This window comes from Parazoarcus communis (genome assembly GCF_003111665.1).
GTDB lineage: Bacteria > Pseudomonadota > Gammaproteobacteria > Burkholderiales > Rhodocyclaceae > Parazoarcus > Parazoarcus communis_B.
In genome coordinates, this window is the sequence record NZ_CP022188.1 from 1,735,865 (window position 1) to 1,751,979 (window position 16,115).

Sequence of the window (16,115 nt, forward strand, 5' to 3'; positions counted from 1 at the left end):
AGAACTTCAAACGACTCCGACCCCTTTGACGACTCTGACCCCTTTGAAAAGCGGGCTGCCTTCGGGTGGTCCGTTTTGCTTTAGGCATAGAGATTGCAACGGTGATGTGCTGACGGGATGTAGGGTAGTACTTGCCTCGCATTATTGCGTTGTGCTATTTCATCGCCTGAACCCATTGAACGCGCGTTGGCTGATCGCGAGCAAGCACGGGACGAACTTCCGGAGAGCAGATTGGCGAACGAGAAAGCGCTTGCGACAGGTCTGACACTGCTGATTGCAGCGGGGGCTGGCGCGTTCCTGTGGTGGGATGCGAACAAACAGCCCGCGGCAACGCTTGCTCCGCATGTTCAGCCAGCACAGCCACCGACACGCTCACTCGCACAGACCCCAACACCGCCCCCGAGCGCAACCCGTCCGGCGCCAGGGGCCAACGCGCTTTTCCGTTGCGAACACCGTGGCGCTGTCACCTACCAGTCCAGCCCCTGCCCATCGGGCGCCCGCCAGGCTCAGGTTGACCGCGGCACCATGAGCGTCGTCAGCCCACCGCCCATTGCGAAGTCAGCCCCTGCACCAGCGCCACTGGCGCAGGCTGAAGGTGGCAAGGTCGGATTCGTCTCGCGCACACCGAGTCTTGGTAGCGGGAACGTTGCGCTGTGCGCTGGTTTAGAGAGGGAGGTTGCGCGGATAGATGCTGCTGCACGCAACGGTATCAGCGCACAGCAGCAGGAGCGACTGAAGACGCGGCGAAAGGAAGTGAAGGATGAGATGTGGGGGCTGAAATGTGGGTTTTAAGTGGGCTTTGCACTCTCAACCGAGTCTGAACATTGCAGGCAAGGCGAACCCAAAAGACATATTGCGGATCGAGTTGATAGCTGTAACGCTTCTTGCGATTGCATGTTCGAATCGGGTTAAGCAAGCGAACGGACTGTAACGGAGCTGGTGCCTCTCAAAAAGGCGTGCGTGGTTTGTCAGGCTGTTTATAAATGTTAATAAACATGGTTTGTTATGAAAAATAAATTACATCAAACGCTTACGGCTGCGGATTCGAGTCAGATATACCGCAACGCAGCAGATGAGTCCGCAGATTTGCGGTCTACAACACGTTAGTTGTCATTGGCGTTAATCGAGAAGTACATGAAATATATAAAAGGTCTCTGTTGGTTAGTCGGCTTAATTTTTGTTGTCACACTGATAAGTCTCTTGGCGGCACACCAGTTAAGAGCGGAATTTACCGGGATATCTCAACTTCATGAAAACTTTTGCAATGTTGACCTAAGTCGCGACAGGAAGGAGTGCGAAGAGCTTGCGGAACTAACAGATACATTGATGAATGTGAAACGCGAACTCTCTACAGGAGAGGTTGCATACTGTTCCATCTTGGAACTTTTGAAGCTTGGGATGTTTAATAATACCTGCAATCAATACCAAGTCGCTGTTGACTTAAAGAACGAAATTGAAGACTTAATGAAGGCAACGGATGTACTTGAGAAATACAACTAACACGGCGCTCTTGCCGGACAATTTTTCCACCGCTTCGCGGCTACAAAATTGCCGCAAAGCTTGGCGTTAAAGCTATGACGTTAGCACCTTCGCAAGTGACCTAAGAAAATTAAAAGCCAGAGTATGAGAAGAGGGAGATATTACATGGGCCGAGTTGTAAAACTCGGTACTCTCGACCAAGAACGACTGCAGAATGCACTGCTTCATCCACCTGTGGTTGAGATCGGGAAATTCGATTGGACGATCACTGGTGTAGTCGACGGAAGAGACTCTTCCCAACCATATATCTTTGGAAATCTCGCAAAATATGCCAAATAAGGAAGAGTTATGATTGTCGACGAGAACTCGCGCCAACAAATCAAGGCGCTTGCTCCAAACTTGCTCGAGGCCAGCGCACCATTCGTGTATCTGCCAGAATTTTCTGGCTTAGCTTTTCTGCATGTTTGGAATGGCATTCAGGAACAAATTTTCCCGCGGCGCTTTAAGTCAATCATTGAGGCGACCTACGAAAATTCTTTCGTCGGGTGCTATGTGGAGCCGGTATCGGACTATAAAGCCTTCTACGCCAAGCTCAGTTCTTTTCAACGCTTTACTGAACTATCTGCGAAGGTTTTCCCCCGAACCCACTATTCGGCCGACTCTGGGAAAGTCTCCACGAGTACGTGAAAGAGCGGAGCGCGTCTGAGGTTTCGGTAAGAGAAGTTTCCGAGAAGCCTTCTGGAATTGCGACCAAACTGGTAGAGCTAATCGGAAACATGATTGAGAATCCGGATTATCAGCCTGCATCTACCCCAGCAATTACCAATGCGGCCATTCTCATGGCGGCAGATGGATACGGGTCGGGAAAAGCGGTCGGAGTAGAAGATGGACAGGTGACCGTAGTCAGAACGTCCGGAACTCAAAGGATCAAAGGGGTCAGAGTCGTTTGAAACGCATTTTCAAACGACTCTGACCCCTTTGATCCTCCCGGTGAAATGGGAAGCGCGCAGCCTGCCCTGCATCGCCCTTGATGCGATCGTTACAGCTCTTCCAGCCCCTCATGCAGCCTTTCTGCTGCGCGCAGTCGGTTGCCTGCTTCCACTTCCGGCCGGTTTGCCAGTGTTGATACGAGCAGGTTGAGTACGCTCATTGCCGCGGCATAGGAATCGAATCGGCCGGAGCCGCTCGTCTCGCAGGCGATGCGCCAGGTGGCGTCGACTTCCTTTGCGGGCGTGGTGGCGTCCATCAGCACCAGCACCGGCACGCCGGCTTTCTTTGCGTGGCGGGCGATCTCTGCGACCACTGGCACGCGGCGGCGGAAGGCGAGGATGACGAGCATGTCGTCGGGGCCGAAGGCGGCGAGGTCTTCGCCGATGGTCTGGCCGGCCTGGGGGAGCAGGGCGACGTGGTCCTTGAGCAGCACGAGTTGGCGGGCGAAGTATTGCGCCAGGGCGTGGCTGTTGCGGTAGCCGATCACGCCGACCCGGCGAGCGCGGGCGAGGGTGGTGACGGCGGGCTCTACGACGCCGCTGGTGAGTTTCTCGAAGGTACGGGCAAGGTTCTGCAGGTCGCGCCTGAGGTGTTCGCCGAAGGCTTCTTCCGAGGCTGCAGGGAGGCCGGGTGCGGCCTGCAGGCCGGGGGCGCCCCAGCGTTGCGCCTCGCGCGCTTCGCGCCGGGCGGAGGCGAAACCGTCGTAGCCTACACGCTGGATGAAGCGCGTTACCGCGGCCTTGGAGCTGCCGGCGATGGCCGCCAGCTCGGTGGCCGAGTGGGTGGCGAGCAGGGCGGGTTGCGCGGTGAGCAGCTGCGCGAGCTTGTGCTCGGAGTCGGGCAGGGTTTCGCTGAGCGCTTCGATGCGTTCGTCGATCGGCTTGAAGCGTTTGGCGGGCTTGGGCGTCATGCGCGGGGCTGCTCTCGGGCGTGGGTTCTCATGGACGGGGTGTTGCTGCCGGCGCCACCCGCGGCGCCGGCAAGGGCTCAGGCGGGTTCGACCGGGCCCTTGGTGTCGACGATCAGGCGATAGGTTTCCGGTTCGCGATGCAGGCCGAAGTTGAAGACATTGTCCTTGAGCTCGCGACAGCGGTCGAGATCGCACACCGAGGTCACCAGTTCATCTTCCACCGTGGAGCACATCGCCACCATTTCGCCGGTGGGCGCAATGATGCAGCTTTGGCCCAGCAGGTCGCAATCTTCTTCCTTGCCGGCCTTGGCGATGCCGACGATCCACATGCCGTTCTGATAGGCGCCAGCCTGCATGACCAGGTGGTTGTGGAAGCCCTGCAGGTGGTCGTGCTCGGGCACCGGCGGGTAATGGATGGGGGTGTTGTAGCCGATGAAGGCCATTTCCACGCCCTGCAGGCCGAGCACGCGGTAGGTTTCGGGCCAGCGGCGGTCGTTGCACAGCGCCATGCCGAAAATGCCCTTTTCCGTGGCGGCCTGTGCGCGCCAGGCGCCGAAGCCGAGGTTGCCGCGCTCGAAGTAGCGCTTTTCGAGGTGCTGGAAGGCGCGCCAGGGTTCGTTCTCGCGGTGGCCGGGCAGGTGTACCTTGCGGTATTTGCCGACGATGGTGCCGGTCGGGTCGACCAGAATCGAGGTGTTGTAGTGGTGGGTGACGCCGTCTTCCTGTGCCAGTTCGGCGTAGCCGAGGTAGAAGCCGATGCCGAGCTTCTTGGCTTCCTCGAACAGAGGCAGGGTTTCCGGGCCGGGCATCTCGGTTTCGAACCAGGCGTCGATCTCGGCCTGGTTCTCGGTGTACCAGCGCGGAAAGAAGGTGGTGAGTGCCAGTTCCGGAAAGGCCACGTAGTGACAGCCACGGGACTTGGCTTCGCGCATCAGGTCGATCATGCGTGCGACGACCTGACGCCGCGATTCCGAGCGGGCGATGGGGCCGAGCTGGGCGGCGCCGACGGTGATCTTGCGGCTCATGTGGGTTCTCCTGCCGGCAGTGTGGCGCCCGCGAGTTCGCACAGAACGGCGAGCAGCACATTGGCTCCGGCTTCGATATGTTGGGGGTGGGTGTATTCGCGGACGTTGTGGCTGATGCCGTCGACGCTGGGCACAAAAATCATCGCCGTCGGGCACACCGGCGCCATCATCTGCGCGTCGTGGCCGGCGCCGCTGGGCATGCGCCGGGTGCTCAGGCCCTGGGCGAGGGCGTGGCGTTCGATGCGGTCGGTCATCTCCGGGGCAAAGGGCACCGGGGCAAAGCGGGCGAGCTTGCGGGTGTTGATCTCCACCTTCTCGGCGTCACGCAGGGCGTCGAGGTGTGCGGCCAGCCTGGATTCGGCGCGTTGCAGCAGGGCCTCGTCGGTGTTGCGCAGGTCGACGGTGAGCACGGCGCGGTTGGGCACCACGTTGACCAGGTTGGGGAAGAACTCGATTCGGCCGACGGTCGCGACCTGGTCGCCGCCAAACTCCTGCGCCAGTTCGCGCACGAAACTGATGATCGACCCTGCCGCCCAGCCCGCGTCGCGACGCAGCGACATTGGCGTGGTGCCGGCGTGGTTGGAGGTGCCGAGGATCTCGATCTCGGTCCAGGAGATACCCTGCACGGATTCAACGACGCCAATCTCGATGCCTTCGCGGTCGAGCACCGGGCCTTGCTCCACGTGCAGTTCGACGAAGGCGTGCGGGGCGGCGGCCGGTGTCGGTGCCGTGCCGTCATAGCCGATGCGGGCGAGGTTGTCCGCCACGGTGCTGCCGTCGATGCCTTTCGTCTGCAGGGCTTCGTCGAGCGCGAGCTCGCCGGTGAACACGAGGCTGCCCATCATGTCGGGGGCAAAGCGTGCGCCCTCTTCATTGGTGAAGAAGGCCACCGCGAGCGGGCGTTCTGTTTCGATGCCGGCCTCGTTGAGGCTGGCAATCACTTCCAGCCCGGCGAGCACGCCCAGATTGCCGTCGTAGCGGCCGCCGGTGCGCACGGTGTCGATGTGCGAGCCGGTCATCACCGCCGCGGCTGGCACGCGGCCGGCACGGGTGCCGACCACGTTGCCGATGGCGTCCACCGTCAGGCTGAGCCCGAGTTCGCGCATCCAGTCGCAGACCAGGTCGCGCCCGGCCTTGTCCTCGTCGGAAAGGGCCAGACGGGCGCAACCGCCGCCGTCGATGGCGCCGACTTCGGCCAGCTGTGCGATGCGCTGTTGCAGGCGTTCGCCCTTGATGCGCAGGGTGGCGGTCATGATCTGGCCTCTGGCTGTGCTTCCACCGCTTCGGCACTGCGCCCCACGAGCTTGGTGTACAGCTCGGGGTCGGTGGCGCCTTCGCTGCCGAAGAGCAGCACCCGGCTGTCCGAATCCAGCCCAAGCGTGGCGGCCATCTGCGGACGCGAACACGCCATCAGCAGCGCAGCCAGTCCGGCCACGGCGGATTCGCCGGCGGCGACCGGGGTGTCGCCAAAAGGCGAGTCGGCCAGCAGGCGCATGGTCGTTACCGCCGCTGCGTCTGGGATGGTGAGGAAGTCGCTGGTGCCGGCCTCGAGCACTTCCCACGCGATCAGTGAAACCTCACCGCAGGCCAGGCCCGCCATCAGGGTGTCGAGATCGCCGTGGACGGCGGTCGGGGCACCGGCCAGCGCCGAGGCGTACAGGCAGGCGGCGCGGTCGGGCTCGACCACGATGAAGCGGCCGCGCTTGTTGCCGAGGCGTTCCCACATCTGCGCGCACACGGCTGCAGCCAGTCCGCCAACGCCGCCCTGGATGAGGACGTGGGTGGGGGGCTGGGTTTCCGGCCACTGACGCAGCGCTTCTTCGACCATGACCGAATAGCCCTGCATGACGTCGCGCGGCACATCGGTATAGCCGGGGTAGGAGGTGTCGGAGACGATGAAGCGTCCATGCGCCTTGGCGTCGACGTCAGCGGTGCGCACGGCGTCGTCGTAGTTGCCGGTGGTGCGGATCACCTCGGCGCCATAGCGGGCGATCGCTTCGCGGCGAGCTTCGGACACGGTGGCGTGAATGTAGATCACGCACTTGCAGCCGAAGGTCTGCGCCCCCCAGGCCACCGAGCGGCCGTGGTTGCCATCGGTGGCGCAGGTGACGGTGATGCCGGAAACGATGTCGGCAAACTTGCCGTCGATCAGGTCGCGGCTGCTGGCGTCCTGCCCGGTACGGCGCAGGATCTCCTTTTTCAGCAGGCGCAGCACGGCGTAGGCGCCGCCCAGGGCCTTGAAACTGCCGAGGCCGAAGCGGCTGGACTCATGCTTGTAGTGAATGGCACCCACGCCGGCGGCGCGGGCCATGCCGGCAAGGTTCACCAGCGGCGTCGGCGCGTAGCCGGGCCACTCGCTGATCTCGGTCATGGCTTCGGCGTGTGCGGCCAGACTGAGGATGGGCTTGAGCCGATCAGGGTAGGGGCCTGCTGCCGGCCCTGCCACGCCGGCGCAATGCGCCAGCGGCAGGACGGCGAGCTGACCGGGAAGGTCTAGCGTGGACATGGACATGCTCACTTGGAGGCGGCTTCTACAGCCTGTTGCAGGGCACCGAGCATCTCCTCGCCTTCCTTGCCGAAGGTGTCGACGATGTAGGCTTTCACGGCCGGCTGTGCAGCGTCACGGAAGGCGGCTTTTTCCTTGGGCGTGAGCGTGGTGACGGTCATGGTCTTGGCCAGTTCCGGCAGGCCCTTGGACGAGGCTTCGATGATGCGGCTGATGCCTCGGTTGGCAACGATGGCGCTCTTGGCGGCGTTCTTCACCACGACCTGTTCTTCAGGCGTCAGGCTGTCGAAGAACTTGCGGTTGATCACCCACACGTACGGTGCGAACAGGTGGTCGGTGAGGGTGATGTGCTTCTGCACTTCGTTGAACTTGGCCATGGCCACGATGGGGATCGGGTTCATCTGGCCGTCGGCAACGCCAGTCTGCAGGGCGGTGTACACCTCGGCCCAGGCGATGGCTGCCGGCTGACCGCCGAGGCTGCTGATCACGCGCTTGTGCGATTCGAGCGTCTGGGTACGGATCTTCAGGCCCTTCATGTCGGCCGGGGTCTTGATTGCCCGCTTCGAGTTGGTGATGGCGAAGAAGCCGCCCGAGTCACCGAAGCCAAGCACTTCCATGCCGGTTTTCTTCTCGATGTCGTCGCCCAGCTTCTGGCCGAAGGGGCCGTCGAGCACAGTGTAGGTGGTGGAGATGTCGGGGAAGACGAAGGGCATGTCGAGCACGCCGATCATCGGGTAGGTGCTGGCGAAACCACCCACCGAGAACACGCCCGACTGCACCAGCCCGGCCTTGACCTGGGACAGTACCTCGTTGTCCTTGCCGAGCTGGCCGCTGGGGAAGGTCTGCACTTTCACCGAGCCGCCGGTGCCGGCTTCGACCAGGTTCTTGAACACGGTGACCAGTGCGCCGGTGGTGCTCTCGAACGGATCGTCGACGTTGAGGTGATGGATCTTCAGAATCTTTTCCGCATGGGCCGGCGCAACGGCAAAGACCATGGTGGTGGCGACGGCGGTGAGCAGGGTCTTGAGCTTCATGGGTGGAACTCCTCAGGGTTGGACGTAGCCGAACAGGCGGGGGACAAACAGGGTGAGATCTGACCAGTAGGTGATCAGGAACAGGATCGCGACCTCGGCAAGCAGGAAGGGCATGAGCGCGCGGGCGATGCGCTCCATCTTTTCGCCGGTGACCGAGCACAGCACGAACAGGCAGGCGCCGACAGGCGGCGTCATCAGCGAGATGTTGAGGGCGAGGATGATCATGATGCCCGCATGAACCGGGTCGATGCCGACGGCGGCGGTGAGCGGTCCGAGCACCGGGGCGAGGATGATCAGCGCGGCGGTGATGTCGAGGAACATGCCGACGAAAAGCAGCAGCAGGAGGATGAGGCCGAGCACGCCTTCCTTGCTCGACGCCACTGACAGCATGGCCTGCGCGATCATCTGCGGGATCTGGTGGAAGGTCAGCCACCACGACAGGATGGAGGCGGCGGCAATGATCAGGAACACGCTGCCGGTGATGCGCGCGGTGCGGATCAGCATGATGCCGACCTGGCGCAGCGTGAGGGTGCGGTAGATGACGAAGCCGACGAACATCGCATAGCCCACCGCGATCGAAGCCGCTTCGGTGGGCGTGACGATGCCGAACAGGATGCCGCCAAGGATGATCGCCGGCATGGTGAGTCCGATCAGGCTGTCCTTGAAGCTGATCAGAATGGACATCAGGCTGGGGCGGTTCTCGCCCTTGGGCAGGCCGAGCTTCTTGCCGAGCGCGGCGATGACGCCCATGCAGATGGCGCAGATCAGCAGGCCGGGGACGATGCCGGCTGCGAACAGACCTGCAATCGACACGCCCATGATGGAGCCGTAGATCACCATCAGGTTGGACGGCGGAATGGTGGGGCCGATGATCGAGCCCGCTGCCGTGACGGCACAGGCGAAGGGCTTGCTGTAGCCCTGTTTAACCATCGCCGGCACCAGGGTGTTGCCCATCGCGGCGGCATCCGACACCGCGGCACCGGTCATGCCGGCGAACAGCACCGAAGCCACCATGTTGGCGTGGGCGAGGCCGCCGCGCAGGTAGCCGACCAGCGACAACGCAAATGCGATCAGGCGCTGGGTGATGCCGGAGGCGTTCATCAGCTCGCCGGCGAGGATGAAGAAGGGCATGGCCATGAAGGTGAACATGTCCAGGCCTTCAAAGTAGCGCTTGGGCGCCATGGCGAGGAAAGACACGTCGCCGAGCTGTACCAGCCCGATTGCGCCGGAGATGCCGATGACGACGCCGATCGGCATGCCCAGCAACATGAGACCAAAGAAGGCGACTGCAACAATCCACATGATGGCCGGCTCAGTAAGGAACCGCGGCCGTTTCGGCGCGCGGCAGGTTGACGAAGTCGGTGAGCAGTCGCACCCCGAACTGGAAGGCGGCCAGCGCCGAGGACACCGGTACGGCGGCGAAGGGGACTTCCATCGTCATGCCGAACAGGGTGGAGAACTGGGTGCGGCCTTCGAGCGTCATGTCGATGCCGTAGATGAACATGAAGACGAAGAAGCCGACGGTGAGTCCATCGGTGGCCAGCTTGAGGAAGCGGCGTGCGGTCTCGGGCAGGCGGGAGGGGATCAGGTCGAGCCCGACGTGCTCGCGCCACCATGCCCCGCAGGACACGGCCAGCAGCGCGGCCCAGATCATCAGGTAGCGCGAGAGCTCTTCAGTCCAGCTGATGCCGTCCTGGGTAAAGTAGCGCCCGCCGACACCGAGCCACACCACCAGCACCATGACCGCGATCAGGCCGGCGCACAGCCATTCGACCACCCGGTTCAAGCGGCGACCGATGCCTTCCATCCTTTGCGCCAGTGCGGTCAAGCTCATGCATGACTCCTGAATAATGTGTTGAGTGTTTTCGGGCCGCGATAGCGGCGTGTTGAATTCACTCTAAAACACAAATTTCAGAATCGCAAGTTTGAAATTATTGTTTCCAATGTGGTGCGTGCAGTGGACTTAGGGCACCAGCATTGTGCGCTGCAAGATATTGAGCATTAAGGGAAAGTTCGGTTTTTGCGACTTTCCGGGTGCGGCCACGCACTGAAACGAAGCATGCTGCGTTGCGAGACAAATGCGGTGTGTCGCTCGTGCTGCGGAGCGATCCGCAGTGAGGACGGTGCAGCATTTTGCCCGTTGCAGACATGAGCGCTGGCGAAGACGGACAGGGCACGTCCGAGTGAGCGGGATGCGCAATTCGGGCCGGCTCCGTAAGGACATGCCTGGCGGATTCTGGCCGGGCGCGGGCCGGTCCGGGGGGCGTCAGCGCGTGCGATAGAGGGCGTGGCAGGCGACGCAGGAACCCGTCAGCCTGGGCAGCGCGGCCATGGCTTTGGTGGCATCACCGGTGGCGGCTGCGCGGGCGAACGCGCTGGCCGCAGCGTGTCCGTCGCGGCCGAGGCCGTGCATCTCGATCGGCATCTGCGGTCCGGGGCGGGCGTCGTAGGGCAGGGCGGCGTTCTTGCCCATGGCGGTCTGCCCGAGTCGCAGTTCGGCCACTTCGCCGGCTTCGCGCACCTTGTTGGACGCGAGCAGCGTGATGATCTCGTTGAGGGCGAGAAGGTTGTCGAGCATTTCCTTGCGCAGGGTTTCCTGTGCTGCGGGCGGCAGCGGCGCCAGAAAGCGCGTGTCCTGTGCGAGGGCGGGGGTAGTGAACAGGGCAGCAAGCAGAAGCAGTCTTTTCATGGCGTTATCCATCCATTCGTAATCGAACAATGCGTTCTCTGCCTGCCGCCCCGTAGGGCAGGCGCCCGGGCTCAGACCTTGCGCAGGTAGCAGGCCTTGAGCATGAAGTTGCCGGCGTCCATCTTGCAGTCGACTTCGTGATCGCCACCGACGAGGCGGATGCTCTTGACCTTGGTGCCGACCTTCAGCGTGGTCGACGAACCTTTGACCTTGAGGTCCTTGATCAGCACCACCGAGTCGCCGTTGGCGAGTACGTTGCCGTTGGCATCCTTTACCACAGCCTCGTCATCTTCGTCGGCGCCGGCCACTTCGGCCATCGGCCATTCGTAGCCGCAGTCCGCGCACACGTAGTTTTCGCCGTCCGGGTAAGTGTTCTCCAGGGTGCATTGGGGGCAGGCGGGTATGGCGGACATGATCGTGTTCCAGTGACAGTGAGCCCGCTAGTTTAGGTTATCGGACCCTTGTGGGGAAATCCGATACACGCGTACTTCATACTCACTCAATGCAAAAGACATTAAATCGTCATGCGAGGCGACTTTCATGTTGGCCAGTACGCAATCGGCATGGCGAAGGGTGAAGCCGGCATGGCGGTAGCGTGCCGGTCGCGCGCTGAGGTTGCAGATCACCACGAAGCCTTCGTCACCAAGCACGCGGGTGTAGGCGTAGATCTGCGGGTTGTCCCTGAGCAGCAGGGTGTAGCGGCCATGCACCAGCGCCGGCTCGGCGGCGCGCAGGGCGATCATGCTGCGGTAGAAGTTCAGCACCGAGTGCGGATCGCGCTGCTGCTGCGCGACGTTGACGTCCGGATAGTCGGGGTTCAGCGGCAGCCATGGTGTACCCGTGCTGAAACCCGCGTTATGGCTGTCGTCCCACGGCATCGGCGTGCGCGAGTTGTCGCGGGCGGTGAGCGCCATCTCGTCGAAGATGGCGGCTTCGTCCATGCCGCTGGCGCGCATCTCGGCGATGCGGTGGCGGGCGAACACGTCGTCGAAGTCGGCGAGGCTGTGGAACACGGTGTTGGCCATGCCGAGTTCCTGCCCCTGGTAGATGAAGGGCGTGCCCTGCATCAGGAAGTACATCGTGGCGAGCGCGGTGGCGCTGGCGTGGCGGTGATGCTGCGGGTCGCCCCAGCGCGATACGACGCGCGGCAGGTCGTGGTTCTCGAGGTAGAGCGCGTTCCAGCCGCGGCCGTCGAGTTCGCGCTGCCAGCGGCTCAGGATGGTCTTCAGCCGGCGCACATCGAGCCCGGCGCGCGGATTGCCCGACCACAGGTGCCAGTGCTCGAACTGCAGGATCATCGACAGCCGCCCGCGGGTGTCGCCCACCCAGGTTTCGGCCTGATGTGCGCTGATGCCGTTGGCTTCGCCTACGGTCATGATGTCGCCGTGGTCGAAGGCGTCGCGGGCCATCTGGTCGACGTAATCGAGCACGCCGTCGACATTCATGTGGAAGTCATAGGCCGGCACAGGCCTGTCAGGTGCCGCACCGGGCGCATCGGGCAGGCCGGGCGCCTTTTTAATGTGGGTGATGGCGTCGATGCGAAAGCCATCCACACCTTTGTCCATCCACCACCGCACCATGTCGCAGATGGCGCTGCGCACGTCCGGGTTCTCCCAGTTGAGGTCGGGCTGGCGGGCGGTAAACAGGTGCAGGAAGTACTGGTCGGTGGCAGCGTCGTACTGCCAGGCGGGGCCCCGGAAGATGCTTTCCCAGTTGTTGGGCGGGTGGCCGTCCTTGCCATCGCGCCACACGTACCAGTCGCGCTTCGGGTTGTCGCGCGAACTGCGCGAGTCGATGAACCAGGGGTGTTCGTCGCTGGTGTGATTGACCACCAGGTCGAGAATGATGCGCATGCCGCGGCGCCGGGTCTCGGCCATCAGGCGGTCGAAGTCGGCCATGGTGCCGAACTCGTCCATGATGGCCTGGTAGTCCGAGATGTCGTAGCCGTTGTCGTCGTTGGGCGAGCGGAACACCGGGCACAGCCAGATCACCGTGATGCCGAGCCATTGCAGATAGTCGAGGCGGGCGAGCACGCCGGGCAGGTCGCCGATGCCGTCGCCGTTGGTGTCCATGAAGCTGCGCGGGTAGAGCTGATACACAACCGCTTCGCGCCACCATCTGTTCTTCATTTCTCGCGGCTCCCGGGTGCCATTCTGCGATCCTGCTGCGTCGTCGATTGTAGGCTTCGTGCATGCCGCCGGCGAGTGGATTCTGCGCATGGATTTTCGCGCCGGATGACGCGGGTAATCGCCCCAAGGCGCGCGCCCAGGCGTAATCTTGTCGGCATGGCAGCGCATGTGCGTTCCTTGTTCAGGGCGCGTGAAGATGACCCTTTTGCGGGAGGTGTGCGATGGATGCGACAGGCATGAAATTGCGTGGCGTCAACCTCGGTAGCTGGCTGTTGCTGGAAAAGTGGATGGTGCCCAGCGTGTTCGAGGGGCTGGCGGCGACCGATGAAACCACCTGGTGTGCGGAGATGGGTTCGGGAGCGAGCGACAGGCTGCGCAAGCACTGGGAAAGCTTCGTGACCTACGAGGACTTCGCCTGGATTGCCGAGCGCGGCCTCAATGCGGTGCGGATTCCGGTCGGGCACTGGATCTTCGGCCCCGATTATCCCTACCACCCCAGCTATGGCGAGAACCGCCACCCCTTCGTCACCGGCGGCATCGATGTGCTCGACCGGGCGATGGACTGGGCGCAGAAGCTCGGCCTGCGGGTCATGCTCGATCTCCATGCCGCGCCGGGGTGCCAGAACGGCTTCGACAACGGCGGCATCATGGGCGTGGTCGAGTGGCATACCAAACCGGAGTACCTCGAGCATTCGCTGCTGGTGCTCGAGCGCCTGGCCGAGCGCTACCGCGCGCATCCTGCACTGCATGCGATCGAGGTGCTCAACGAGCCGCGCTGGGATGTGCCGACCGAGTACCTGAAGGCCTACTACCTTGCGGCCTACGACCGCATCCGCAAACACTGCCCGGCAGAGCGCGTGGCGGTGGTGTTTCATGACGGCTTCCGCTCCTACCGCGAGTTCCTTGGCTTCATGCAGGCGCCGCAGTGGCAGAACGTGATCTTCGATTACCACCGCTACCAGTGCTTCGACCGCCGCGACATCGATACCGACATCTACGGCCACATGACCAAGGCTGCTGTCGAATGGCGTGACGAGGCCGACTCGATCAACGCCGCGATGGGCCTGCCGGCGGTATGTGGCGAGTGGAGTCTGGGGCTGGATCTGCGGGTGGTGTCGCTGTGGGCTGAGGGGCCGTACAACCATGCGCTGGAGCACATGGACGCGTTCCAGCAGGATGTGGCCAGCCGTGGTTATGCCTCGGCACAGTTGCTGGCCTTCGAGAAGCTGTTCGGGTGGTTTTTCTGGAGCTACAAGACCGAAACCACGCCGGCCTGGTGTTTCCGCGAGTCGGTAGAACGCGGCTGGCTGCCCTCAAGCTTCAGGTAACAGCTTGTTATTCGTGCGCGCTGCGGGCGCCAAGGTGGCCGCAGCCGCAGCCGGCGTCGTACCCGCTGCACCGGGTGCATCAGCCGGGCGAACACGCCCGCCGCGCACGCGGTTGAGCACCAGCTTGCGGTCGTAAAAATGGTCCAGGCCGTTGTGCAGGCTGATGTTGAGCAGGGTCGCGCTCGGCAACTCGTGGTGCAGCAGTTCCAGCGTGGCGATCTCGTCCTTGGCGTCGAAGGCGTCGGTCGCCTCTTCGATGAACACCCAGCCCGGTTGCTGCAGGAACAGGCGTGCGACGCCCAGGCGCTGCTGCGCTCGCAGTGGCAGTGCCCGGCCCCAGTCGTCATGATCGTCGAGCCGGGGCGCAAGCCAGGCAATGCCGGCGCACTCCAGCGCACGGTGCAGACAGGGAGCGGTGTAGTGGCTGGCGTCGTGCGGGTAGCTGAGCACCGCGCGCAGGCTGCCTTCGGGCAGGAAGGGGCGCTGCGGAATGAACATCATGTTGTGTCCTGCAGGCAGGCTGATGACGCCGCTGCCCCACGGCCACAGTCCGGCCACGGCCTTGAACAGGCTGATGGTGACCGCAGGGTCGCCGGTGATCAGGATGCGTTCGCCGTGTCGTACGTGCAGGTTGAAATCGTCCAGCAGCACCTGCCCCGAAGGCGAGGCCAGTTGCAGGTGGCGGATGTCGAGTTCGGCGTGGACCGATTGCTGCAGCTCGATCTTTTCCTTGCCGGTAACTTTCTGCCGATCCTGCGCTTCGAGTTCCAGCATTTCCTCATGCAGGCTGACGATACGGTCGATGGAGGCGCGGCAGCGTGCCAGTTCGCCGAGGTTGTCGATTGGCCACGAAAGCGCCGAGGTCAGGCGCTGGAAGGCCTGGGCGGCCTGCATCAGCAAGCCAAGGCTCATTGCACCGGCGATGTACTGCGGCGCGGCGATCAGGATCGGAAACACCGGCAGCAGCGTGCCGTAGCCGGTCGAAAACGAGATGATGCCCAGATAGGCAAAGGTCTGGCGGTCCCAGCCGCGACCGACGTCCTTGAACAGGCGATCGGCACTGCGCCGCTCCAATGGCTCGCCATGCATCAGGGCAATGGCTTCGGAGTGCTCGCGTGCGCGCGCCAGGCCGAAGCGCAGGCTGGCTTCAACTGACTGCAAACGGTTGGTGGTGCGGATCAGCGGTCGCCCCAGCAGCAAGCCGAAAGCGGTGCCAACGCCGGCATAGACGAAAGCCATCAGCACCATGTAACCCGGTACGGAGTACTCGGTGCCGGGCAGGTTCGCGCTTCCCGATACGCTGAGCAGGATGTCGATGAAGCTGCCGAGGATGAGGATCGAATACAGCAGCGAATGCGCCAGCCCGACTGCCGCCTCGGTGGCGATGCGGATGTCCTCGGCGATACGCCCGTCGGGGTTGTCGTGCTCGCCGCTGGAGAACTGCAGACGGTAGTGGTTGGCATGCGACAGCCATTCGTCGAGCAGCAGGCTGGTCATCCATCGTCGCCAGTCGAGCTGGACCCAGCGTTTGACGTGCATGTGCAGCGCGGTGACCCCCATGGTGAGGGCAAAGATCAGCACGAAGGTCAGGATCAGGCGCAGGAACTCGCTGAGCGAGCGATCCTCCAGGGCGTCGAACAGCTCGCGGTGCCAGTAGCTGACCCAGATGACCAGGCCGACCTGGGCTGCTGTCAGCACGAACAGCGACAGCACGGCGCCGCGGACGGTCCATTTGCGGTCGCAGCTCCAGTAGTCCCGGGCCATGCGTGCGAACTGCCACGCTGCGTCGCTGCGCACTGCGGGTGGTGTCGATGTGGAAGCTGCGTCCGCTTGCATCTGTGTCATTCCGGTCGCAGCGGATCCCCGCGATGCGGAAGGCCGGGTGCCGCGGAAGCGGGTGGGTGTGGCTGCAGCTGCAACCGGTTAACGCTCTTGTCCGCAACCCTCATGATCATCGCGCCTTCGCCGCGTACGCTCGAATTTTGTATACCGCTGAGAGTATCGCAAAGGCCCGGATTTGCCGTG

14 protein-coding genes are annotated in these 16,115 nt (G+C 62.9%); 3 read left to right on the plus strand and 11 right to left on the minus strand.

Annotated features, from left to right (window positions below):
- The first annotated feature begins 1,134 nt into the window (after window positions 1-1,134).
- Both CEW87_RS07890 and CEW87_RS07895 read left to right on the plus strand, forming a co-directional pair.
- Window positions 1,135-1,500, plus strand: coding sequence for a hypothetical protein (locus tag CEW87_RS07890; RefSeq protein WP_159098113.1), 366 nt, complete (start codon window positions 1,135-1,137; stop codon window positions 1,498-1,500).
- Between the two features lie 327 nt (window positions 1,501-1,827).
- Entirely contained in the window at window positions 1,828-2,166 is a 339-nt protein-coding gene (locus CEW87_RS07895) for a hypothetical protein (RefSeq protein ID WP_108972188.1), read from the plus strand.
- 352 nt (window positions 2,167-2,518) lie between these two features.
- Here the strand turns inward: CEW87_RS07895 and CEW87_RS07900 are convergent, their stop codons facing one another.
- The 10 genes from CEW87_RS07900 to CEW87_RS07945 form a co-directional block, all read right to left on the minus strand.
- Window positions 2,519-3,379, minus strand: a complete 861-nt coding sequence (locus CEW87_RS07900; protein ID WP_108972189.1) for a MurR/RpiR family transcriptional regulator — start codon at window positions 3,377-3,379, stop codon at window positions 2,519-2,521.
- 77 nt (window positions 3,380-3,456) lie between these two features.
- Window positions 3,457-4,404 (minus strand): N-carbamoyl-D-amino-acid hydrolase, encoded by a 948-nt coding sequence (locus tag CEW87_RS07905; protein ID WP_108972190.1) that lies wholly within the window; start codon window positions 4,402-4,404, stop codon window positions 3,457-3,459.
- A complete protein-coding gene (locus CEW87_RS07910) occupies window positions 4,401-5,657 on the minus strand; it encodes a M20 family metallo-hydrolase (RefSeq protein WP_108972191.1) in 1,257 nt (418 codons plus the stop codon). Before CEW87_RS07910 ends, CEW87_RS07905 begins: the two co-directional genes overlap by 4 nt.
- Window positions 5,654-6,910 carry a diaminopropionate ammonia-lyase gene (locus CEW87_RS07915; RefSeq protein ID WP_108977030.1) on the minus strand — a complete coding sequence of 419 codons (1,257 nt, stop codon included), beginning with the start codon at window positions 6,908-6,910 and terminating at the stop codon, window positions 5,654-5,656. Before CEW87_RS07915 ends, CEW87_RS07910 begins: the two co-directional genes overlap by 4 nt.
- A gap of 8 nt (window positions 6,911-6,918) precedes the next feature.
- Entirely contained in the window at window positions 6,919-7,944 is a 1,026-nt protein-coding gene (locus CEW87_RS07920; protein ID WP_108972192.1) for a DctP family TRAP transporter solute-binding subunit, read from the minus strand.
- Between the two features lie 12 nt (window positions 7,945-7,956).
- Window positions 7,957-9,246, minus strand: coding sequence for a TRAP transporter large permease (locus CEW87_RS07925; protein ID WP_108972193.1), 1,290 nt, complete (start codon window positions 9,244-9,246; stop codon window positions 7,957-7,959).
- Between the two features lie 10 nt (window positions 9,247-9,256).
- Window positions 9,257-9,778, minus strand: a complete 522-nt coding sequence (locus CEW87_RS07930) for a TRAP transporter small permease (protein WP_108972194.1) — start codon at window positions 9,776-9,778, stop codon at window positions 9,257-9,259.
- Between the two features lie 432 nt (window positions 9,779-10,210).
- Entirely contained in the window at window positions 10,211-10,633 is a 423-nt protein-coding gene (locus CEW87_RS07935; protein ID WP_108972195.1) for a cytochrome c, read from the minus strand.
- 71 nt (window positions 10,634-10,704) lie between these two features.
- On the minus strand, window positions 10,705-11,046 hold the full coding sequence (locus tag CEW87_RS07940) for a zinc ribbon domain-containing protein YjdM (protein WP_108972196.1): 342 nt from the start codon (window positions 11,044-11,046) through the stop codon (window positions 10,705-10,707).
- 27 nt (window positions 11,047-11,073) lie between these two features.
- Window positions 11,074-12,762: a glycoside hydrolase family 13 protein gene (locus tag CEW87_RS07945; RefSeq protein ID WP_108972197.1), complete on the minus strand. Its 1,689-nt coding sequence runs from the start codon at window positions 12,760-12,762 to the stop codon at window positions 11,074-11,076.
- A gap of 221 nt (window positions 12,763-12,983) precedes the next feature.
- On the opposite strand from CEW87_RS07945, the gene CEW87_RS07950 reads away from it, so the two are divergent.
- Complete coding sequence (locus CEW87_RS07950) at window positions 12,984-14,090, plus strand: glycoside hydrolase family 5 protein (protein WP_108972198.1); 1,107 nt, start codon at window positions 12,984-12,986, stop codon at window positions 14,088-14,090.
- Here CEW87_RS07950 and CEW87_RS07955 read toward each other — a convergent pair.
- The gene (locus CEW87_RS07955) at window positions 14,076-15,926 is read right to left on the minus strand and encodes an ABC transporter ATP-binding protein/permease (RefSeq protein WP_199917147.1); all 1,851 of its coding nucleotides are present in this window, start codon (window positions 15,924-15,926) and stop codon (window positions 14,076-14,078) included. The genes CEW87_RS07950 and CEW87_RS07955 overlap by 15 nt on opposite strands.
- Window positions 15,927-16,115: the final 189 nt, after the last annotated feature.